Origin of the sequence: Xanthobacter autotrophicus, assembly GCF_030015065.1 — a bacterium.
Lineage (GTDB): Bacteria > Pseudomonadota > Alphaproteobacteria > Rhizobiales > Xanthobacteraceae > Xanthobacter > Xanthobacter autotrophicus_D.
In genome coordinates this window covers 16,391-35,231 of record NZ_JAIVFN010000040.1, presented here as the reverse complement: position 1 = coordinate 35,231, position 18,841 = coordinate 16,391, and the positions used below count along the sequence as shown (strand labels likewise).

Genomic DNA, 18,841 nt, shown 5'->3' with positions numbered 1-18,841 from the left:
GCGCGATCCGGACGGCGCCCCGCTCTTCCCCTTCCCCCGCTCCGCCATGACCGATGCGGAGCGGGCCGCGCGCAGGGCTGCGGGCGCGCCCTTCGTGATCCGGCTGGACATGCAAAAGGCGCTGGAGACCGCTTCCCCCGGCGGCCCGCTCGGCTGGGAGGAGGCGCAGGGCGTTCCGGAGGGGCCGCGCAAGGCGGTGGCGGCGGATGCCGAACGCTGGGGCGACGTGGTGCTGGCGCGCAAGGACGTGCCCACCTCCTATCACCTCGCCGTGGTGGTGGACGACGCCGCGCAGGGCATCACCCATGTCATCCGCGGCATGGACCTCTACCACGCCACCTCGGTGCACGTGCTGCTGCAGCGGCTGCTGGACCTGCCGACGCCGGCCTATCATCACCACCGCCTGATCCTGGATGAGAGCGGCCACAAGCTCTCCAAGAGCAACGCCGCCACCAGCCTGACCGCGCTGCGCGCCGCCGGGGCCACGCCGCAGGACATCCGCCGGCGGCTGGGGCTCGCGCCGCCAGTTGCGGGGCAGGCTTCCGGCCCCGATGGGGCGAGGCCCTACCCGACCCCGAGCACATAGAGCCAGAGGGCCACGGTGAACACCGCGAGCCCGGTGGACATGGACACCGCGCTGGTGGAGGCGCCCACTCCGATGCCGTAGCGCTGGGCCAGCAGGTAGCCGTTGATGCCCGAGGGCATGGCGGCGAACAGCACCGCCACCCCGGCCCACACCGGCGGCATGGGAAACACGAAGGTGAGCGCGAACACCGCCGCCGGGTGCACCAGCAGCTTGAGCGCGCTGATAAACGCCGAAGGCGCAAGGTCGCCCCCGGTCATGCCGTAGCGCTTCAGCGACAGGCCGAGCGAGATCAACGCGCAGGGCGTGGCGGCGGCGGCGATCAGGTCCACCATCTGCCGGGGGATGCCCGTGGCCTGGACGCCGAGGATCCGGGCGAGAGCGCCGGCATAGATGCCGATGAGGATGGGGTTGAGCGCCAGCGCCTTCACCAGCTTCAGCACGGTGGCGCGGGAAAAGCCGGCGCTGCCCTCCATGAGCACGGTGGCGGCCACCAGCATCACCGGCAGGTGGATGGCGATGAGCAGGAACAGCGGCACCGCCCCTTCCGGGCCATAGGCCTTCAGGATCAGCGGCACGCCCACGAACACCGTATTGGCCTGCCCCGCCGCGAAGCCGTGGATCACCGCCTCCTGCCGGCTGCGGCCGAACAGCCTGCGCGCCGCCAGCATGGCGAGGCCGAAGGCGAAGAAGGCGCCGGCGAAATAGGAAATCCAGTAGCCCCAGGGCTGGGCCTCCGGCAGGCTGGATTCGCTGAGCGTCTTGAAGATGAGCGCCGGCACCGCCAGGCTGAAGACGAACTCCGCCAGCCCGTCGCTGGCCCGCTCGCTGACCAGCCCCACCTTGGCAGCGAGATAGCCCACCGCCACCATGCCGAAGACCGGAAGGACGATGACCGCGATCTCGGCGAGGGTATTCAGCATCGTCTCGTCCGTCAGGCCGCGCGGCTGGGGGCCGGGCGGTCGGCGGCGGCGCGCGCCTCCCCCGCATCCACGGGCACCAGCGCTGCCTCGTGCACCCCGAACAGCACGGACAGGCGGGCCTGGAGCCTGAGCGCGACATCCCCATGGGCGGCGAAGGCGATCTCCACCGCCAGCGTCCCGCCGTCGGTGCGGCAGGCCACGGCGGTGGGCAGCACGTCATGGATCACGAACGGTTCCAGCAGGCGCAGGAGCAGGTTGGTCTCGGCCTCGGCCGCCACCACGAGGCGATAGAGGCCCGCGCCGTCCTCGACGACGGGCGAAGGGGCTTGGGAACGGGGCATGGGACAATCCGGAACGGAAGCGGGCCGTGCGGCCGCGTGCGGTGCGAACAGGGGCGCTTGCCCCTCAGGTCATCGCGCCGTCGCGAAGGCTTCCCGGACGACGCGTCAGATTACCCGGCCGATCGCATCGACCGGGCGAGGAATTCGCCGCAGGGCCAAGCGATAGCCGGCCATGTCACATCCCGAACCAGACATGGCGGCGAACCTAAGCCCGCGCGCACCGCGCGTCAACGATCATACGAAACGATTGAGACGCCACCGAAGGTCAGGCAGCGGCCCGTAAAAGCAAACGGCCGGGCGAGGCCCGGCCGTGCGATACGATACGGCGAGCGGCCCGCGCTCAGCCTTCGTCGTCGTCGGTATGCTCCGGTGGCACGAGGCCCTGGAGGCCGGCGAGCAGCTCTTCCTCGGTCATGCGGTCGAGCATGACGTCGCTGTCGTCGCCGCCCGAGCTGTCACCGGAGGCGATGAGGGGCACCGCCTCGGGTTCGGGCTCGTCCACCTCGGTGTATTTCTGCAGCGAGTGGATGAGGTCTTCCTTCAGATCCTCGGGGCTCACCGTCTCGTCGGCGATCTCGCGCAGGGCGACCACCGGGTTCTTGTCATTGTCGCGATCGACGGTGATCTGGGAACCGGACGAGATCATGCGCGCCCGGTGGGCGGCGAGCAGGACCAGCTCGAACCGGTTGTCCACCTTGTCGATGCAATCTTCAACCGTGACACGGGCCATGGGCTCGTCACTCCCTCATGCGCATCAGGCGCGCAACTATGGGCCTTGGGAAGAGCGGGTCAGTACAGCAATTCACCATGTTGGGCAAGCCCGCCGTGCCTTTTTCGCTTGCCTTGAACGGTGCTTCGTCGGAGAAAGGCGGTCGAACGACGTGGTTTGCAACCGTTCCCGTTACGCCCATCCCATTCCATCGGCGGACCTTTGTATGCAGGGCCTGGAAAAGATCGCTCTTCTGATTGATGGCGCCAATCTATATTCCGCTACCAAAGCGCTCGGCTTCGACATCGACTACAAGCGGCTCCTGAAGGAGTTCCAGAGCCGTGGGTATCTGTTGCGGGCCTTCTATTACACGACACTGATCGAGGACCAGGAATATTCCTCGATCCGCCCGCTGCTCGACTGGCTGGACTATAACGGCTACGCCGTGGTCACGAAGCTCGCGCGCGAATTCACGGATTCGCAGGGCCGCCGGCGCGTGCGCGGCAACATGGACATCGAGATTGCCGTGGACGCCATGGAGCTCGCCGAGCACGTGGACCACATCGTCCTGTTCTCCGGCGACGGCGACTTCCGCTCGCTGGTGGAGGCGCTCCAGCGCAAGGGCGTGCGGGTGTCGGTGGTCTCCACCATCTCCACCCAGCCGCCGCTGATCGCCGACGACCTGCGCCGGCAGGCGGACGTGTTCATCGACCTGGTGGAGCTCCAGCCCAAGATCGGGCGCGACCCCTCCGAGCGGCAGGGCCGCATGTCGGAGACGCCCCGCTTCCTGGAGCGCCGCGGCGCCGCCGCCGCGGCCAGCGATCCCGGCGAAACCTGAGCCTCGGAACCGAGCATGGCCAAGGTTGCCGTTGCCCGGGCCTCCGCCGCCCGGGCGCCTGCGCGGACGCCCCTGGAGCCGGGGGCCGACTGTCCCCTGTGCCCCCGCCTCGCCGACTTCCGCCATGAATGGCGGGCGGCCGAGCCCTCCTGGCACAATGCCCCGGTGCCGGCCTTCGGGCCGCAGGATGCGCGCCTGCTCATCGTCGGCCTCGCCCCCGGCCTGCGCGGGGCGAACCGCACCGGGCGCCCCTTCACCGGCGACTATGCCGGCGACCTGCTCTACGCCACACTGATCGAATACGGCTTCGCCACCGGCCCCTATGCCGCCCATCCGGAAGACGGGCTTACCCTCACCGATGCCCGCATCGTGAATGCGGTGCGCTGCGTGCCGCCGCAGAACAAGCCGACGCCGGAGGAGATCCGCACCTGCCGGCCGTTTTTGTCCGCGCCCATGGCCGCCATGCCGCGCCTCTCCGCCATCGTGACCCTCGGCAAGATCGCCCACGATTCGACCCTCGCGGCGCTGGGGCAGAAGGCCTCACGGCTCAAGTTCGGCCACGGCGCCACGGACACGATCGAGCACGGGACCATGGGACCGGTGCGGCTGTTCGCGAGCTATCACTGCTCGCGCTACAATACCAATACGGGCGTGCTGACGCCGGCCATGTTCCGCACGGTCTTCGCCGCCGTGCGCGGCTATCTCGACGCGGCCTGATCGGCGCGAGCGCTACTCCTGCCCGCGCTTGGCGTGAAGGTGCGCCAGCACGTCGGCGGCGTTCCGGTCCGGCGGGAACACCGGATAGAAAACGTGGGAGATGGCGCCGTCCTCGATGATGAGGGTGATGCGCTTCAAGAGCAGCGCCCCCTCCACCGTGAAGGTGGGCAGGCGGATGGCGCGGGCCAGCTCATGGCGGTGGTCGGACAAAAGCGGGAACGGCAGGTGCAGCCGCTCCGCCACCTCCTGCTGGTAGGGCGTCTCCTGGAGGGAGAGGCCGAACACATGCTCCGCCCCAGCCGCCCTCAGGTCCGCGAAATGGTCGCGGAAGGCACAGGATTGCGGGGTGCAGCCCCGCGCGCCGGGGATCTCGTCCCAGCCCGTGGGCAAAGGCTGGCCGGGCACGCCGGTGCGCGGATAGGCATAGACCACGGCGAGCCCCGACAGGCCCGATAGGTCGATCATCCGCCCGTCGGTGGCCGGCAGCGCGATGATGGGCAGTTCCAGACCCGGCAGATGGGCGGCGGCGCCGTCATCCTCGGGCGCGGGAAGATTCTCGGGCAGCGCGGTGTAGGTGCTCATGGCGTGTCCTCCTGCGCGTCGTCATGGGAGATGAATTCCAAAAGCGATCCGTCGGGATCGTGGAAATAGACGCTCGCCCCCCCGCCCGCGCGCGCCGAAGCGCGGCACCGGCCCCAGCTTCGGCGTGAGTCCATGGGCGGCAAGGTGCGCGATCGCGCCGGCGATGGACCCGTCCCAGCGAAAGCACAGATCGCTGTTGCCGGGCTGGACCGGCAGCCGCGCCACCGGGACCGGGTCCACCCCCGGCCCGTGCAGGTTGAGCTGGCGGTCGCCGAAGCCATAGGCGAAGCCTGCGCCCACCGGCACCACATCGGCGCCCGGCACGGCCGCAGAGAAGGCGTTGGAGCGCTTGAAATCGCTCACATGGACGACGCAATGGTCAAACGCGATCCTGCCGGCCATGGCGCGCTCCCCTTTACGTCAGCCGCGGTCGCGCATGAGGCGTGCCTTGTCGCGCGCCCAGTCGCGTTCCTTGGAGGCCTCGCGCTTGTCGTGGGCCTTCTTGCCCTTGGCGAGGGCCAGCTCCACCTTGGCGCGACCCTGGTCGTTGAAATAGATCTTCAGCGCGACAACCGTCATGCCCTCTCGCTCCACCGCCTGGCCGAGCTTGGCGATCTGCCGCTTGTGCAGCAGCAGCTTGCGGGGCCGGCGGGTCTCGTGGTTGAAGCGGTTGGCCTCCAGATATTCGGGAATGTAGGCGTTGTAGAGCCACATCTCCCCGGCCTTCTGGGCGGCATAGCTCTCGCCGATGGTGGCCTTGCCACCGCGCAGGCTCTTCACCTCGGTGCCGGTGAGCATGACACCGGCCTCGAAGGTCTCGCCAATCTCGAAATCGAACCGCGCGCGCCGGTTGTCGGCGGCGATCTTGCGCGGGGCTTCAGTCTTCTTGCTGCTCATGGTGGGAATGTGGTCTCGACGCACCGCTCAGGCAAGCGGGATGGGTCAGGGGCGCAGGCGGGCTGTGTGGACGACGGAAACGATCGACAGTTCCCGGCGCGTCTCATCAACCCCATACGCAATGAGATAAGGATAGCCGCGCACGATGAACTCGCGGGTGCCCGGCAGAACGCCCGGCCGCCCCATGAAAGGTTCGGCCGCAAGCAGGCGGATGGTCTGGTGGATCGCGGAACCCACATGGCGCATGCCCGCCGGCGAATGCTGCCGCAAATAGGCGAGGATCGCCGCAAGGTCCTCCTGCGCGACCGGCGTGAAGTGGACCTTCACAGCCCGAACTGCCGCCACAGCTCCTCGATCTCCTGCGGATCCGCGAACTCGCCCCGCCGCGCCTGTGCAAGACCGAGCCGGACCCGCTCGATCTGCTCCGGCGTCAGCTGGTAATCCGCCGCCCCGCCTCCACCTTCCTCGCCCTGGTGGACAAGGCCCAGCAGCAGCTCGGCGGCGCGGTCCTGTTCCGCGTCGGAGAGCTTGCGGATCTCGGCAATGGCCTGTTCCAGCAGCTTGGTCATGAACAAAGCATAGCAGACCGGCGCTCAGTTGATGAGGCCGGCATGCACCATGGCGCTGCGCACCACGGCGCGGGTGGTCTCGGAGACCGGCACCATGGGAAGCCGCGCCTCCTCGCTCATCTTGCCGAGCAGCGAGAGGGCGTACTTCGTGGGCGCCGGGTTGGTCTCCACGAACAGGGCCGTGTGCAGCGGCATCAGGATGTCCTGGATGGCCAGCGCCGCCTTGTAGTCGCCGGCGAGGCAGGCGGTCTGGAAGTCCGAGCACAGGCGCGGGGCGACGTTGGACGCCACCGAGATGCAGCCGTGCCCGCCATGGGCCATGAAACCCAGCGCAGTGGCGTCCTCGCCCGAGAGCTGGATGAAGTCCGGCCCCAGCACCTGCCGCTGCAGCGAGACGCGGGCAAGGTTAGCGGTGGCATCCTTCACGCCGGCGATGTTCGGGATCTCGAACAGCCGCGCCATGGTCTCCACCGACATGTCGATCACCGAGCGGCTCGGGATGTTGTAGATGAAGATCGGCAGCTCCACCGCCTCGGCGATGGCCTTGAAGTGCTGGTAGAGACCTTCCTGGGTGGGCTTGTTGTAATAGGGCGTCACCACCAGCAGGGCGTCGGCGCCCACTTCCTGCGCGTGCCGGGCCAGGGCCACCGCCTCGGCGGTGTTGTTGGAGCCCGCGCCGGCCATCACCGGGACGCGGCCGGCGGACTGCTCGACCGCCCATTCCACCACGCGGTTATGCTCCTCATGGGAGAGGGTCGGGCTCTCGCCGGTGGTGCCCACGGGCACGAGGCCGTGGGTGCCTTCGGCGATCTGCCAGTCCACGAAGGCGCGGAACGCCTTTTCATCCAGCGCGCCGTCGCGGAACGGGGTGACGAGGGCGGTAAACGAGCCGCGGAAGCGCGACGCAGACGAAATGGGCGACATGGCGAACGCCTTGGGTTCCTGGGGCTGGTCGGCCGGCCGTGACGGCCAGCCTCGCGGGGGCTTGCTGATTGGCCGGGAGCGCCCGCGCGCGGGCATCCCGGCGCCACGCCGGCTCGGATGAGCGGCGGGTGCGGACCTTGACCCTTATCCTTTTGCCGGCCGCCCGGAAAGGGGGCGCGCGACGACAACGCCCCGCCGGACGCCCGAAGCCGGCCGGGCCCGCGCCCGGAAGCCGAGCCCGTAGCGCGCCACCGCGCCGGCCCCGGACAGGCGGCACCCCGGTGAGGCATTGCCATCATTGCAACCCATGCGGGGCCATGAGCCCCGCTTTCGCCCTCTTTGCGCGATCAATCTGGTTAGGGTTTCGTCAACACGGCTGGCGGAACATGGCCCAGGGGGAAGCCGCACGATCAATCCGCACGATCACGAACGCGCCGCGAGGACATTTCATGTCGCCTGTTTCGAGCCTGATTTCCGTGAGCGCGCTCGCGCTTGCCCTCGCGTGGAGCGGGGCGATGCCGGCTCGCGCGGAGACCACGCCGACGCCGCCGGCCAAACCCGCTGCGGCCAAGGACACGGTCAAGGATACGAAGTCCAAGGACACGAAGTCCGCCAAGGATGCCGGTAAGCCCGCCGCCAAGGACGCGAAATCCGGCAAGGATGCCAAGGCCGACGCCAAGTCGACCACCGCGAAGCCGGCCAGCAACGCCAAGGCGGCCGCGGATTCCAAGGCCGGCAAGGATGCGAAGAAGGAGGCCGCCAAACCTTCGGCCAATTCCTCTGCCGCCAAGCCCACCGCTGCCAAGCCCACCGCCGCCAAACCCTCGGCCAAGCCGGCCACCGCCCGCGCCCCGGCCGCGGTCCCGCAGGCCGCGCCGACGCTGGGCGCCTCGGCCAACATTCCCGGCGGCGACCTCGCCGCGCTGAAGGTGGCGGTGAGTGCCGCCAAGAACGGGCGCGCGGCGGAAGCCATGGGCGCCGCCCAGCAGATCGACGATCCGGCGGCGCGCACGCTGGTGACCTGGCTGGTCATCCGCCACGCCCCCAATGACCTCGGCTTCGACGCCATCAACGAATTCCTCAAGGAAAAGCCCGGCTGGCCTACCCAGAGCACGCTGCGCCGCCGCGCCGAGCGGGTGCTGTTCCAGGAGAACCGGGACCCCGGCAAGGCGCGCGCCTTCTTCGCCGAGCAGCCGCCGCTCTCCGGCGAGGGCAAGATCGCGCTCGCCCGCTATCTCGTCTCGACGGGCAACCGCTCGGATGCCGCCGACTGGGTGCGCGAGGCCTGGCGGGAGGATGAGCTGAACGAGCTGTTCGAGAACAAGATCCTCGACGAGTTCTCCGGCTTCCTCACGCGCACCGACCACAAGCTGAGGGCCGACCGCTTCAGCTACAAGCCGGACCCGGACCGCGCCTTGCGCGCCGCCGCGCGCGCGGGCTCGGACGTGGTTGCCCTCACCAAGGCGCGCATGGCCATCGCCAGGAAGGAGGCGAACGGCGAGAAGCTGCTGGCCCAGGTGCCGTTCTCCCTCGCCAACGACCCGGCCTATCTGTTCGCCAAGTCCCAGCTGGCCCGCCGGGCGGACAAGCCGCAGGAGGCCGCGCGCGCGCTGCTGGCCGGCTCGACCTCCGACCAGGTCCGCGCCGATCCCGACGAATGGTGGATCGAGCGGCGCCTCGTCGCCCGCGAGCTTCTCGACGCGGGCGATGCCCAGACCGCCTACAAGGTGGCCTCGACCGGCGTGCCGCCCAAGGCCGACAATTACCGTGCCGAGCAGCACTTCACCGCCGGCTGGATCGCCCTGCGCTTCCTGAAGGACCCGCGCACGGCGGCCCAGCATTTCGCCAGGATCGACGACGAGCAGAAACATCCCATCACCCTGTCGCGCGCCTATTACTGGCAGGCGCGGGCGGCCGAGGCCATGGGCGACAGCGGACGCGCCCACGAGCGTTACCAGGCGGCGGCGCGCTTCTCGGCCACCTATTACGGCCAGCTCTCGCGCACCAAGCTGGGCATGGCGCCGGTGGTGCTGCGCGCGCCCTCGGCCTCGTTCGACAGCCGCAGCACCTTCGCCCGGCTGGAGCCGGTCAAGGCGGTGCGCATGCTCTACGCCATCGGCGAGCGCGACATTCCCCTCACCATCTATTACGACCTCGCCTGGCGCATGGAGGACCCGGCCCAGCTCGTGATGCTGGCTGACCTCGCCGAGGCCAATGGCGACGCCCGCGGCGCGCTGGTGGTGGGCAAGGAGGGCCTCGCCGAGGGCCACCCGCTGGAGGCGGAAGCCTTCCCCACCTTCGGCCTGCCCAGCTTCAATTCCATCGGCTATCCGGTGGACAAGGCGGTGGTCTACGCCATCGCCCGGCAGGAGAGCCAGTTCAACCCGCGCATCGTCTCCAGCGCCAAGGCCATGGGCTACATGCAGGTGACGCCGGAGGCGGGACGCCACGTCGCCAAGCTCACCGGCGTCGCCTATGACGAGCGCCGGCTGATGAGCGACCAGACCTACAACGTGCAGTTCGGCGCCGCCGAGATCGGCGAGCTGGTGGAGAGCTACCGCGGCAATTACGTGCTCGCCTTCGCCGCCTACAATGCCGGACGCGGCAATGTGGCGAAGTGGATCCAGCGCTATGGCGACCCGCGCGACCCGGACGTGGACGTGGTGGACTGGGTGGAGGCCATCCCCTTCTCCGAAACCCGCAATTACGTGCAGCGGGTGATGGAGAACTACCAAGTCTACAAGGTGCGCTTCAACATCCCCTCCAAGCTGCAGATGGAAGCGGACCTGCGCGGCGGCCGCTGAGGCGGCTGGCCCCGGCGCGCGCCCTCCCCACCCCTTGCCCGCAAGCGGGAGAGGGAGCAGCGGAGCGCATGTCACACACCGGCTGCCCACACACCGGCTGCGTCATGCCCGGGCTTGTCCCGGCCATGACGCCCAGCGGCTCGGAGAACACTACGGAGCGTGGCGCTGGCGGCATCGTCATGGCCGGGCCCCTTCCCCACAACGAGAGCAAATGTGGCTCAGCTGACCCCACTGCCGCTTGCGGGTGAGGGAGCCACCGGCTCGCCCGATCCGCCGCGCTCGGGCAGCGAGACCCCTCCCCCTCAGCCCTCTTCCCGGTCGGGCGCGGCCGGAGGCTCGCCGGCTGCGCGGGCCTTCGCCTGGCCGATCCAGTCCTCCCGCTCGATGCGCCCCGGAAAGGCAAGGTAGCTGCCCACCCAGGCCGCCTCGTCGGGCGTCCAGGCGGCGATCTGGCGGAAATGGTAGATGCCGAGCGCATTGAGCCGGCGCTCGTTCTGCGGGCCGATGCCCTTCAGGAGCTTCAGGTCGTCCGCGCCCGCGCCCTCCGGCGCCTCCAGGGTCGGCGGACGCACGCCGGGATGGCCGTCCGGCCCCTTCTCGCGCACCACGACCGGGGCCGGCGCGGGCCGCGGGGAGACCGGGCCTCGCGGCGGCTCCTCGTCCTCCGGATCGCGCGGCAGGGAGACCATGCCGGGGCTCAGGCCGAGCCGGGAGAAGAGGTCCGGCTCGCGTGGCGACGAGGTCGGGGCCGGGCGGGCCGGCACGTGGTCCGGCGCGCCCGGAACAGGCGCGTTCGCCGGGGCATCAAAGGACGCCGCCGCGAAGGGAAGCACGCCCGGCGGCGCGACCTCACGGACCGGCAGCACGCCGGAGGACACGGGCGGCAGGCCGCCTTCCCGCTCGGCGACGACCGCCGCGCGGCGGCGGCCCAGCTTGAAGCCCAAGGCAAGACCCAGCGAAAAGGCCAGAGCCAGAAGCAGCAAGACTTCGATGGTGAAGGCCATCATGCGCGCCTCCCCGGATTCTGTCGGCCAATCACATAGCCCGTGGCGACGCCGATTGCGACCGCCGCCACAAGATAAGGCCACAAGGCGAGGGTGAGATAGATCACGGCGCGCGCTCCTTCACCTCGATCTCGATGCGGCGGTTCAGCGCCTTGCCCGCTTCCGTGTCGTTGGGCGCCAGCGGCTGCCCGGAACCGAAGCCCGCCGCGCTCAGCCGGTCGGAGGCGATGCCCGCCGCCGCGAGATAGGCCAGAACCGCATTGGCGCGCGCCTCCGACAGGCGCTTGTTGAACTCGGCGTCACCCACCCCGTCGGTGTGGCCGAGGATGCGCACCACCGTCCCCGGGCACCTTTTCAGCGCCACCGCGAGGCGATCCACGAGGCCGCGGCTCTGCCGGTCGATCTCGGCGCTGCCGCTGGCGAAGCGGATGGTGCCGCGGGCCAGCAACTCGCCCACCTGCCGGCCGCAGGCCACGGTGTCCGCCGGCGGCGGGGCGATGGCCGGCTCGATGGCGGTCTCCACCATGAAGGGCGGCCGCACCGCCCGCTTCAGCTCGGCATCCGTCTCGGCGACGGCGGCCGGCGTCAAGGCGGTTCCTGCGAGGCGCAGCTGGCCGTCGGCAAGGCTCAGCTCGCCATTGCCCATGCGCGACAGCTGGGTCAGCCCGGCCAGCACGGCGGGCAGGAAACCATCCGGCGCGCCGCCGCCCACGGCCGACACGTCGTTCACCTTCTCGCGCAGGAAGTCGCGCTCCAGCGTCGCGCGGATGGCGGCATGGGCGGCGGCATCCGGATAGAAGCCGGAGACGGTGAGCTCATCGGCCTCGCGCCGCACCGAGAAGACATAGGGAGAGATGGTGGGCGGGCGCACCGCCTCCGCCACCGCGCTGACACCGGCGGGCGGGGTCTTCACCGCCTGCATCACGGACAGGAAGGTGACAGAATCGGCCGCCTCTCCGGACAGGGTGACCTGCGTGCCGGCGACATCCGCGGCCCCGATCCCCAGCTTGACGAGCTGGGCCACGGCGAAGCTTGCCGCGCTCGCCCACAATTCGGGCGCCGGCCCGCCCGAGGCGAGTTGCATGTCGTCGGAGACCTGCACCCCGGGGAAAGCGGCGCGTGCCGCATCCACCAGCAGCCGGCGCGCCTCGTCCGAGGGCGCGTAGCCGGACAGCCGCACCGCTTCCGCGAACCGCTCGATGCGCCAGGTGAAGGGGGCGGCGCGCGGCGGCTCGACCGCGAAGCGGGTGATCTGAAAGCCGTCGGGCGGCGCGCGGCGTTGGGCCAGAAGCTGGTCGAAGCCCGGGAAGCTGGGCACCGCCCCCTCCACCGCGATGGCGCTGTCGGAGAGGGTGACCCGGCCTTCCGGAAGCTGCGCCAGAAGCTGGCCGGCGAAGCGCACCGCCTTCAGCCAGAGGTCGGTCGAGGGCGCGCCATCGGCGAGCCGGGTGTCGTCCTTGATGCCGATGCCCGGCACGGCCGACGACAAGGCGGCGGCCACCTCGCTGCGCGCCTCCGCCGAGGGCACGAAGCCGCTGAGGCGCAGCACGGTGCCATCGCGCACCGCCGACCAGAAGAAGGGCGAGGCCACCGGCGGGCGCACGGCGAAGCGCGCCAGCACCATGCCATCCGGCAGCGGCCCCAGCATGGTCTGGGCCAGCGCATCGTAGCTCGCGAGGTCGCGCGCGCGGCCCTCGATGCCGATGGCGCCGTCCGAGAGGGTGATGCGCCCCGAGGGCAGCTTCTTCAGCTGCGCGAGGCCGAACGTCACCAGAGCGGCGAAATCCCCCGGGGGCGCGCCGCGCGCCCGCACCAGCCGCTCCTGGCCCGCCACCTGGTCGCCACCGGCGCGGGCCGCGGCGACGATGCGGGCGAGCGCATCCGCCGAGGGTACGTAGCCGTCCAGGGCGATGGTGCGGCCGTCCTTCACCGCGCTGAAGGTGAACGGGCGCCGTTCCGGCAGGATGGTGGTCTCGTCGCGGACCACCCGTACCCCGAACAGGCCCTCGAGAGAGGCGCGCACCTTGGCCCGGGCCTCCTCCGCCAGCGCCTCGCCTTCCAGCGTGGCATCGCGCCCCGCAAAGCGGGCCGAGGCCCAGCCTTCCCCGGTGCGGGCGAGAATGTCGGCGGCGGCCGAATCGAGATCGGCCTCGATGGGACCGCGGGCGGCGGCGAGGGTGAAGGCGCACAGGAGGGCGAAGGCGACGAGGCCGAGGACCAGCGGCCACACGCCCTTGCGCGCCTTGCCCGGCGCTTGCTCCGGCCTGCGTCCGTCCCCATCCGCTGCAGCCATCCGCTCCTGCCTCCCTCTCATGCGCCGGTGCGCGCGGCCCGGCCGACCACGCCTGTGCCAGCCATCGGTGGCGGGAGTTCAGCACATTTCGGCGACCAACCGGAAGCCTTCCGAGGACGATGCACCGGGTCCATGCGCCCATCCCGCCGCCGCAACGGACAACGCGCCACCCTCCGGCAGGAGGATGGCGCGTGGGGTGGGGACGAGGACGGGACGAGCGCCGCGGCGTCAGAAATCGCGGGAGACGAAGAGCAGCACGCGATTGGCATCGACCGACGACAGGGCGGGCGAGAAGTCCGTCGGCAGGAAGTTCGATGCGGAATTGTAGGTGTAGTCGTACTGGAGCGCGATGGTGAGGTGCTTCACCGGCGCGAAGGCAAGATAGCCGCCCAGATTGTAGTTCACGCCGCCGGAGGCGCCGTAGAAGCTCTGCGCCCAGGCGTCGTTGAAGTCGTAGGCGGCATAGCCGCCGAACAGGGCGGTGCTCCACTTCTCGTTCCAATTGTGCAGGAGCGAGGCGGTGAAGTTCCAGCCCGACACGCGGGTGAGGCCGGTGAGGCTGAGGAACGCATCGGGGGGCGAATAGCTGCCCGAGGGATCCTGCAGGCCGAGATAGGACATGGCGCCGTCCGCATAGGCGGACTGGAGATAGAGCGTGTCCTCCTCCCCGAGCATGGGCAGGTTGAACATGATGCCGCCCTGGAGCGCATAGCCCCAGTCCGAGTCGGTGGACGAGATGGTGTTCAGCAGCGACACCGCCTTGACCTGGTGAAGCGCGCCGGAGAGCTGCACCGAGCCCCACTCGCCCTCATACTTCAGGTTCGCGACCACGTCCGGCACGCTCTGCCCGGCCAGGTAGTCTTCGTCCGTGAAGGTTGCCGGATCGGCGGCGAGGGTGCCGGACTGGCGGTCGGCCGCATCCTCGAACGAGAGGGTGGCGCTGAGGCCCTTGGTGAATTCGTAGGTGTAGGCGATGAGGTTGATGCGCGTGTCGTCGCCGATGGTGGCCGGGTCCGTGCCGAGGACGTTGGCATTGGCATAGAAATCGAAGAAGGACTGGGCGTGGCCGAAGGTGAAGCCGGCAAACTGGACATACACGTTCCAGAGCTCGACCTCGCTCTTGTTCGGACCGTCGGACCACGGGTCTGCCGTACGCCAGCGGAAACGAGCCTCGAAATAGGAACGCAGGGTGCCATATTCGGTCTCGGTGCGGGCATCGAGGATGAGGCCGCCGGTGGCGATGGAATAGCTCTCGTCGTTCTCCACCGGATACTGGGTATAGGTGTTGTAATAGCCTTCCGCCCAGGCATAGCCGCCCACGCGGATGCAGGTGTCGGTGCCAGGGATGTAATAGAAGCCCTCGCCCTGCGCCGTGCAGGCCCGCATGTAGGCGTCCTTCGCCTTGACGGTCAGCAGATCCGCCGCCCGCGCGCCCGGAATCGCGCCTGCCACGGACGCCAGCCCGACGAGCGCCGCAAGGGCAACCGGCCTCCGGGAGGCGCCAACCTTGGGACCGCCAACCTTGGAGCGGAGCCGGGCAGAAGCGTTGGATCGCACGATTGAGTCCCCCATAACGATATAATGTATCTGTATCGTCGCCATTCCGCCCTTGCAAGGGAAGACGTGACCGGATCGAATTTGTCGCGGCATGCAGATGGCACGACACAGGCTGCGTCAGGTGTCCGTGACGCGCGACGCCGTAATCCGGCCCCTGCGCGAGGCGGATAACTACGCTCCATATCCGACAGTCATGTGTCGTGAAGCCGAGCGCCCGGTTTCGTGCCTGCAACGCGCACTGCACATTTGCGCTCACCACAATGGCAAAATGCGAGACCAATTGGAATACCGCAGGCGCACTATTAGATTATTACAATTCCAGATAAATCATCTGATGACGCAGCGTAATATATAGTTCAGACAAAGAAAAGCCCCGGCGGTTTCCCGCCGGGGCCTTTCGGAAATCTTCGCCGAGGCGAGGATCAGAAGTTACGCTGCACGCGCACGCCGCCCGACCAGATGTCGGTGGAGCCGCCCACGAGCGAGTAGGTGTTGCCGCCCGACGGGGTGACCGACGAGTAGTAGCCGAGCGGGGTGGAGCCATCGACCTTGGTGTAGAGGGCTTCAGCCGCGATATCGAGGTTCTTCACCGGCGACCAGACGGTGTTCACGCCGACCTGCCACAGGTTGAAGTCGAAGGCCGCGACGATGTTGTCCGGCACCTCGTAGGAGACGTAACCACCGTAGATCGACGACCGGAGGCCGGGGGTCCAGTAGTGACGGAACTGACCCTGGATGCTCCAGCCCTTGGTCAGGGAGTAGTCGCCCCAGAGGCTCGTGCCAACCGCATCGGCCACGGTGTAGAACGCGCCGTTGCCGTAGATGCCGGTGCCAACCTGGCTCAGGTCGATGGAGCCGACGCCCACGGAACGACCCTGGGCCGTGCCGGAGAGGCCGAGATAGTTGGCAGCGCCTTCGGCGTAGCCGGCCTGGAAGAAGATGCTGTCGCCCGCGGCGATGAAGGGGAGCTTGAACTCCACCGTGCCGCCCACGGCCCAGCCCCAGCTGTCGCTGGCCTCGAGACCCGGATAGAAGCCCGCATAGAGCGGAGCCGTGACCTGCACCTGGTGCAGCGCGCCGGAGAGCTGGGCCGAACCCCAGGCCTGGTCGATGCGCAGGTTGGCGACGATGTCGGGCGCCTGCTGGCCGGCCTGGTAGTTGGTGTAGCCGAGGCCCGAGCCAACCGAGCTGGTGCCGATGATGGGCTGGGTGGTGGAGCCGGCCAGCTGCACGCCGGTGGTGCGGTTGGCGGCGTCTTCGAGCGACAGGGTGGCGGAGAAGCCGTTGCCGAACTGGGCGGTGTAGGCCGCAAGCGTGGTCCAGGTGTTGGAGCCCGCATACGGGGTGGTCAGCATGTAGTTCAGACCCGTGTCGAAGAACGACTGGGTGTAACCGAACGTGAAGCCGGAGAACTGGATGAAGGCGCGCTCGAAGTACACGCCCGAAGACGGACCGGCATTGGCGCCAGACTGCGAGTTCCACTCGGCGCCGAAGCGCACGTAGGAGCGCAGGGTGCCGTAATCGGTCGCGGTGCGGGCATCGAAGTCGACGACGCCGCGGACGCGGGTCAGGTAGTCGCTGTCGTCGGCATCCTTGAAGGGATAGCCGAAGTTCGCCACGCCCGGACCGCTGAAGGCGGTGCCGGCAGGCGAGGCAATCGCGGGATTGAAGGTGCCGACCGCATTCACATAGGTATCGAAGCGGGCATAGCCGCCGATCTTGATGCAGGTGTCGGTACCCGGAATGTAGTAGTAGCCGGCGCCATACGCGGAGCAGATCTTCACGTACTCGACAGCCTTCGCCTTCACAGGCAGATCGGCGGCCTGGGCTCCAGCGACCGCGACGAGACCCGCCGCGCTGCCGAGGAGAAGGCTCTTCACCATCTTCATCTTGACCTCCAAGTTTGATCGAGGGAGCGAGTTCCGCTTCGCCGGTGCGGCTGCACCCCGAGAGGGTTCTTGCCCCGATTTCCCACTGCGCGCTCAGACCCCCCGAACACACAGTGGGCGACCGGGGACTGCCCCCCTTCGTCGCAAGGCCAACATACAAAAGGCCAAACGGTGATCAATCGTAACGGTACCGTTCACGTCACCCAGCAGCCGCTTTTCCGCCGAGTGTTGCAGGAATGGCACGCCGGTCATTACTCACTATAATACCGCAATGAACTTCCTGCCTGAGGTTGGCGAATCCTTATTAATATGCTGATATATAATAAGTTTTTCCGTAATCGGATGTCGCCTGACGCGACCGGATCATCCGGTCTTTCCGGAGGTAGCCGGCTCATGGGTTGCATGCCCGGGGAGGCACCTGATCCGGGCTCTCCTGTGGCGGAATCTGGACAGCGCAAAGTGTGCCATTTTCGCCGCTAGGCGGTGCGGCGACACGACTTCCTGCCGGAAGGCCGTGCCATCGCCGATCGCGCGCGCCGGGAGAATCGCGGCAACATCCCCTTGCGTCACATCCGATCGGCGGGCTGACCGGAGGAGGCGCAGGGAATGACGGCCCGGTGTGGAAGGTCCGGCCGGGGTTGTAAGATCGAATCGTTTCGCAAGGGACAGCAGCAGGCGGGGCCGGATCGCCCTGCGCCCCCGCCGGCAGGTGCCCCACGCACGGCAGGAGCCGTGGAACTGCGCGCAGGGATAGCGGGGAGCCGGACCGCCGAAGGCGTCGAGCGGGGGGCTATCTCGCCGCGCCCATCGCGCGCAGCACCGCCTCGCTCGGCCAGCAATCCACCTTCAGCCCGGCCGATTTCTGGTAGGCGCCGAGCGCGGCGCGGGTCTGCATCCCCGCCTTGCCGTCGATCTTGTCCCGGTAAAGGCCCATGCGCGTCAGATGCTTCTGCATCGCCTCCACCGAGGCCGTGCGCAGCTGCGTCGAGGCCGTCCACGGCGTCGCGAAGGGCTGCGGGCTCACCATGCGATCGGAGAGATGGCCGACGAACAGCACGTAGAGATCGGAGAAATTGTACTGCTTGATCACGAAATAGTTCGCCGTGGTAAGGAAGGACGGACCATAGATGCCCTCGGGCTGCAGCAGCGAAGCCGGCTGGCCCTGCTCGGCGGCCGGGATCTTCTGCACCGGCGCGAAGCCGGCGCGCAGCCATTCGCCGATGGGCCTTTGCGCTTCGGGCACGCCCAGGGTGCAGTCGGCATCGGCCGGCGCACGGACCTCGTAGGCCCAGCGCAAGCCGGGCTGCCAGCCCTTGTCGGCGAGCTGCTTGGCGGCGGACGCCAGCGCGTCCGGCACCGAGCGCCAGATATCGACGCGGCCGTCGCCGTCGAGATCGACGCCGTGCTTGTAGTATTCGGACGGCAGGAACTGCGTGAGGCCGGTGGCGCCGGCCCAGGACGAACGGAAATCCCTGCGGGCCACCGCGCCGTCATCGAGGATCTTCAGCGCGAGAATGAATTCGTCGCGGTACTGCTCCTTGCGGCGGCCCACATAGGCCTGGGTCGCCACCACGCGCAGCGTGTCATGGGGGGAGGTGTAGCGGCCGTAATCGGTCTCGCGGCCCCACAGCGCCAGCACCATCGGCCCCGGCACGCCGAACTGGCCTTCGATGCGATCGAGCGCCGCCCGATGCTTCTGCATCAGCCGCCGGCCCTCGGCGGCAAGCCGCGCGATGGTGGCTTCCTTCACGTAGGTGGCCGGCACCTGCACGAACTCCGCCTGGGATGAGGCGCCGGTCGCGGGCCGCCCCGGCAGGGCCAGATCGGGCAGCTTGTAATCCGGTTCGAGGCCGCGTGTCTCGCGGTCGAACGTCTCGCGCGAGACGCCGACCGCCTGCGCCTGCGGCCACAGGGAGGCGATGAATTGCGCGAAGGCAGCGTCGGCCGCGCGGGCGGGCGCCTGGAAGGCCGGCACCGCAAGCAGCAGGGCAAGGAGGAGGGTGCGGCAACCTGATCGCAAGGAAGCGCTCACACTTCGATCTCGGGATGGTGAATCCGTCTCCGACTTAAAGAAGGAGAAGGTGTTACCCGCTCAGACCGCGATGCGATCCGAGCGACGCGCAGGCTAGCACGGGGCGGCACCGCCGTGAACGCGGCCGGCGTACCGCCCTGCCCCGCGGCGCATCCACGATCCGCCCCGACGGGCATCGA

The 18,841-nt window shown here is 68.9% G+C and carries 17 protein-coding genes and 1 pseudogene; 4 read left to right on the top strand and 14 right to left on the bottom strand.

What is annotated here, in order from left to right:
- On the top strand, positions 1 to 586 hold a 586-nt coding region (locus K9U40_RS10510; protein WP_282890142.1), incomplete at its 5' end, for a glutamate--tRNA ligase family protein.
- On the opposite strand, the gene K9U40_RS10505 is transcribed toward K9U40_RS10510, so the two are convergent.
- From K9U40_RS10505 to rpoZ, 3 genes are all read right to left on the bottom strand, one after another.
- Positions 565 to 1,506 (bottom strand): AEC family transporter, encoded by a 942-nt coding sequence (locus tag K9U40_RS10505; protein ID WP_282890141.1) that lies wholly within the window; start codon positions 1,504 to 1,506, stop codon positions 565 to 567. The two genes, K9U40_RS10510 and K9U40_RS10505, sit on opposite strands and share 22 nt — an antisense overlap.
- A gap of 11 nt (positions 1,507 to 1,517) precedes the next feature.
- Entirely contained in the window at positions 1,518 to 1,847 is a 330-nt protein-coding gene (locus K9U40_RS10500; RefSeq protein ID WP_282890140.1) for a hypothetical protein, read from the bottom strand.
- 340 nt (positions 1,848 to 2,187) lie between these two features.
- The gene (gene rpoZ, locus K9U40_RS10495; protein ID WP_282890139.1) at positions 2,188 to 2,577 is read right to left on the bottom strand and encodes a DNA-directed RNA polymerase subunit omega; all 390 of its coding nucleotides are present in this window, start codon (positions 2,575 to 2,577) and stop codon (positions 2,188 to 2,190) included.
- Positions 2,578 to 2,782: 205 nt separating this feature from the next.
- Here rpoZ and K9U40_RS10490 point away from each other — a divergent pair, with 205 nt between their 5' ends.
- Together K9U40_RS10490 and K9U40_RS10485 are read left to right on the top strand one after the other, a co-directional pair.
- Positions 2,783 to 3,394 (top strand): NYN domain-containing protein, encoded by a 612-nt coding sequence (locus tag K9U40_RS10490; protein ID WP_282890138.1) that lies wholly within the window; start codon positions 2,783 to 2,785, stop codon positions 3,392 to 3,394.
- Positions 3,395 to 3,409: 15 nt separating this feature from the next.
- Positions 3,410 to 4,111: a uracil-DNA glycosylase gene (locus K9U40_RS10485; protein WP_282890137.1), complete on the top strand. Its 702-nt coding sequence runs from the start codon at positions 3,410 to 3,412 to the stop codon at positions 4,109 to 4,111.
- 12 nt (positions 4,112 to 4,123) lie between these two features.
- Here the strand turns inward: K9U40_RS10485 and K9U40_RS10480 are convergent, their stop codons facing one another.
- The 6 genes and pseudogenes from K9U40_RS10480 to dapA all read right to left on the bottom strand — a co-directional run bounded on the left by K9U40_RS10480 (position 4,124) and on the right by dapA (position 7,083).
- Positions 4,124 to 4,693 carry a peroxiredoxin gene (locus K9U40_RS10480; protein ID WP_282890136.1) on the bottom strand — a complete coding sequence of 190 codons (570 nt, stop codon included), beginning with the start codon at positions 4,691 to 4,693 and terminating at the stop codon, positions 4,124 to 4,126.
- Positions 4,690 to 5,095: pseudogene (locus tag K9U40_RS10475) on the bottom strand (VOC family protein). Before K9U40_RS10475 ends, K9U40_RS10480 begins: the two are co-directional and overlap by 4 nt.
- 18 nt (positions 5,096 to 5,113) lie before the next feature.
- The gene (gene smpB, locus K9U40_RS10470) at positions 5,114 to 5,590 is read right to left on the bottom strand and encodes an SsrA-binding protein SmpB (protein WP_282890135.1); all 477 of its coding nucleotides are present in this window, start codon (positions 5,588 to 5,590) and stop codon (positions 5,114 to 5,116) included.
- A 45-nt stretch (positions 5,591 to 5,635) separates the two neighbouring features.
- Complete coding sequence (locus tag K9U40_RS10465) at positions 5,636 to 5,917, bottom strand: type II toxin-antitoxin system RelE/ParE family toxin (RefSeq protein WP_282890134.1); 282 nt, start codon at positions 5,915 to 5,917, stop codon at positions 5,636 to 5,638.
- Entirely contained in the window at positions 5,914 to 6,159 is a 246-nt protein-coding gene (locus K9U40_RS10460) for a hypothetical protein (protein WP_282890133.1), read from the bottom strand. Before K9U40_RS10460 ends, K9U40_RS10465 begins: the two co-directional genes overlap by 4 nt.
- A gap of 24 nt (positions 6,160 to 6,183) precedes the next feature.
- Positions 6,184 to 7,083, bottom strand: coding sequence for a 4-hydroxy-tetrahydrodipicolinate synthase (gene dapA / locus K9U40_RS10455; protein WP_282890132.1), 900 nt, complete (start codon positions 7,081 to 7,083; stop codon positions 6,184 to 6,186).
- Positions 7,084 to 7,532: 449 nt separating this feature from the next.
- Between dapA and K9U40_RS10450 the strand changes: the two genes are divergently transcribed.
- Positions 7,533 to 9,887 carry a transglycosylase SLT domain-containing protein gene (locus K9U40_RS10450; RefSeq protein ID WP_282890131.1) on the top strand — a complete coding sequence of 785 codons (2,355 nt, stop codon included), beginning with the start codon at positions 7,533 to 7,535 and terminating at the stop codon, positions 9,885 to 9,887.
- Positions 9,888 to 10,189: 302 nt separating this feature from the next.
- Here K9U40_RS10450 and K9U40_RS24815 read toward each other — a convergent pair whose 3' ends face one another.
- From K9U40_RS24815 to K9U40_RS10425, 5 genes are all read right to left on the bottom strand, one after another.
- Positions 10,190 to 10,894 (bottom strand): hypothetical protein, encoded by a 705-nt coding sequence (locus K9U40_RS24815; protein WP_414114744.1) that lies wholly within the window; start codon positions 10,892 to 10,894, stop codon positions 10,190 to 10,192.
- A 100-nt stretch (positions 10,895 to 10,994) separates the two neighbouring features.
- Entirely contained in the window at positions 10,995 to 13,184 is a 2,190-nt protein-coding gene (locus tag K9U40_RS10440; protein WP_282890130.1) for an OmpA family protein, read from the bottom strand.
- Positions 13,185 to 13,412: 228 nt separating this feature from the next.
- Positions 13,413 to 14,636, bottom strand: a complete 1,224-nt coding sequence (locus K9U40_RS10435) for a porin (protein ID WP_282890129.1) — start codon at positions 14,634 to 14,636, stop codon at positions 13,413 to 13,415.
- A 527-nt stretch (positions 14,637 to 15,163) separates the two neighbouring features.
- Positions 15,164 to 16,630 (bottom strand): porin, encoded by a 1,467-nt coding sequence (locus tag K9U40_RS10430; RefSeq protein ID WP_282890128.1) that lies wholly within the window; start codon positions 16,628 to 16,630, stop codon positions 15,164 to 15,166.
- 790 nt (positions 16,631 to 17,420) lie between these two features.
- Positions 17,421 to 18,617, bottom strand: a complete 1,197-nt coding sequence (locus K9U40_RS10425) for a lytic murein transglycosylase (RefSeq protein ID WP_414114997.1) — start codon at positions 18,615 to 18,617, stop codon at positions 17,421 to 17,423.
- Positions 18,618 to 18,841: the final 224 nt, after the last annotated feature.

Excerpts from the sequence above, each read along its gene's own strand:
- K9U40_RS10505 (WP_282890141.1), bottom strand. The coding sequence starts at position 1,506 with ATGCTGAATACCCTCGCCGAGATCGCGGTCATCGTCCTTCCGGTCTTC.
- K9U40_RS10500 (WP_282890140.1), bottom strand. The coding sequence starts at position 1,847 with ATGCCCCGTTCCCAAGCCCCTTCGCCCGTCGTCGAGGACGGCGCGGGC.
- rpoZ (WP_282890139.1), bottom strand. The coding sequence starts at position 2,577 with ATGGCCCGTGTCACGGTTGAAGATTGCATCGACAAGGTGGACAACCGG.
- K9U40_RS10490 (WP_282890138.1), top strand. The coding sequence starts at position 2,783 with ATGCAGGGCCTGGAAAAGATCGCTCTTCTGATTGATGGCGCCAATCTA.
- K9U40_RS10485 (WP_282890137.1), top strand. The coding sequence starts at position 3,410 with ATGGCCAAGGTTGCCGTTGCCCGGGCCTCCGCCGCCCGGGCGCCTGCG.
- K9U40_RS10480 (WP_282890136.1), bottom strand. The coding sequence starts at position 4,693 with ATGAGCACCTACACCGCGCTGCCCGAGAATCTTCCCGCGCCCGAGGAT.
- smpB (WP_282890135.1), bottom strand. The coding sequence starts at position 5,590 with ATGAGCAGCAAGAAGACTGAAGCCCCGCGCAAGATCGCCGCCGACAAC.
- K9U40_RS10460 (WP_282890133.1), bottom strand. The coding sequence starts at position 6,159 with ATGACCAAGCTGCTGGAACAGGCCATTGCCGAGATCCGCAAGCTCTCC.
- dapA (WP_282890132.1), bottom strand. The coding sequence starts at position 7,083 with ATGTCGCCCATTTCGTCTGCGTCGCGCTTCCGCGGCTCGTTTACCGCC.
- K9U40_RS10450 (WP_282890131.1), top strand. The coding sequence starts at position 7,533 with ATGTCGCCTGTTTCGAGCCTGATTTCCGTGAGCGCGCTCGCGCTTGCC.
- K9U40_RS24815 (WP_414114744.1), bottom strand. The coding sequence starts at position 10,894 with ATGATGGCCTTCACCATCGAAGTCTTGCTGCTTCTGGCTCTGGCCTTT.
- K9U40_RS10440 (WP_282890130.1), bottom strand. The coding sequence starts at position 13,184 with ATGGCTGCAGCGGATGGGGACGGACGCAGGCCGGAGCAAGCGCCGGGC.
- K9U40_RS10430 (WP_282890128.1), bottom strand. The coding sequence starts at position 16,630 with ATGAAGATGGTGAAGAGCCTTCTCCTCGGCAGCGCGGCGGGTCTCGTC.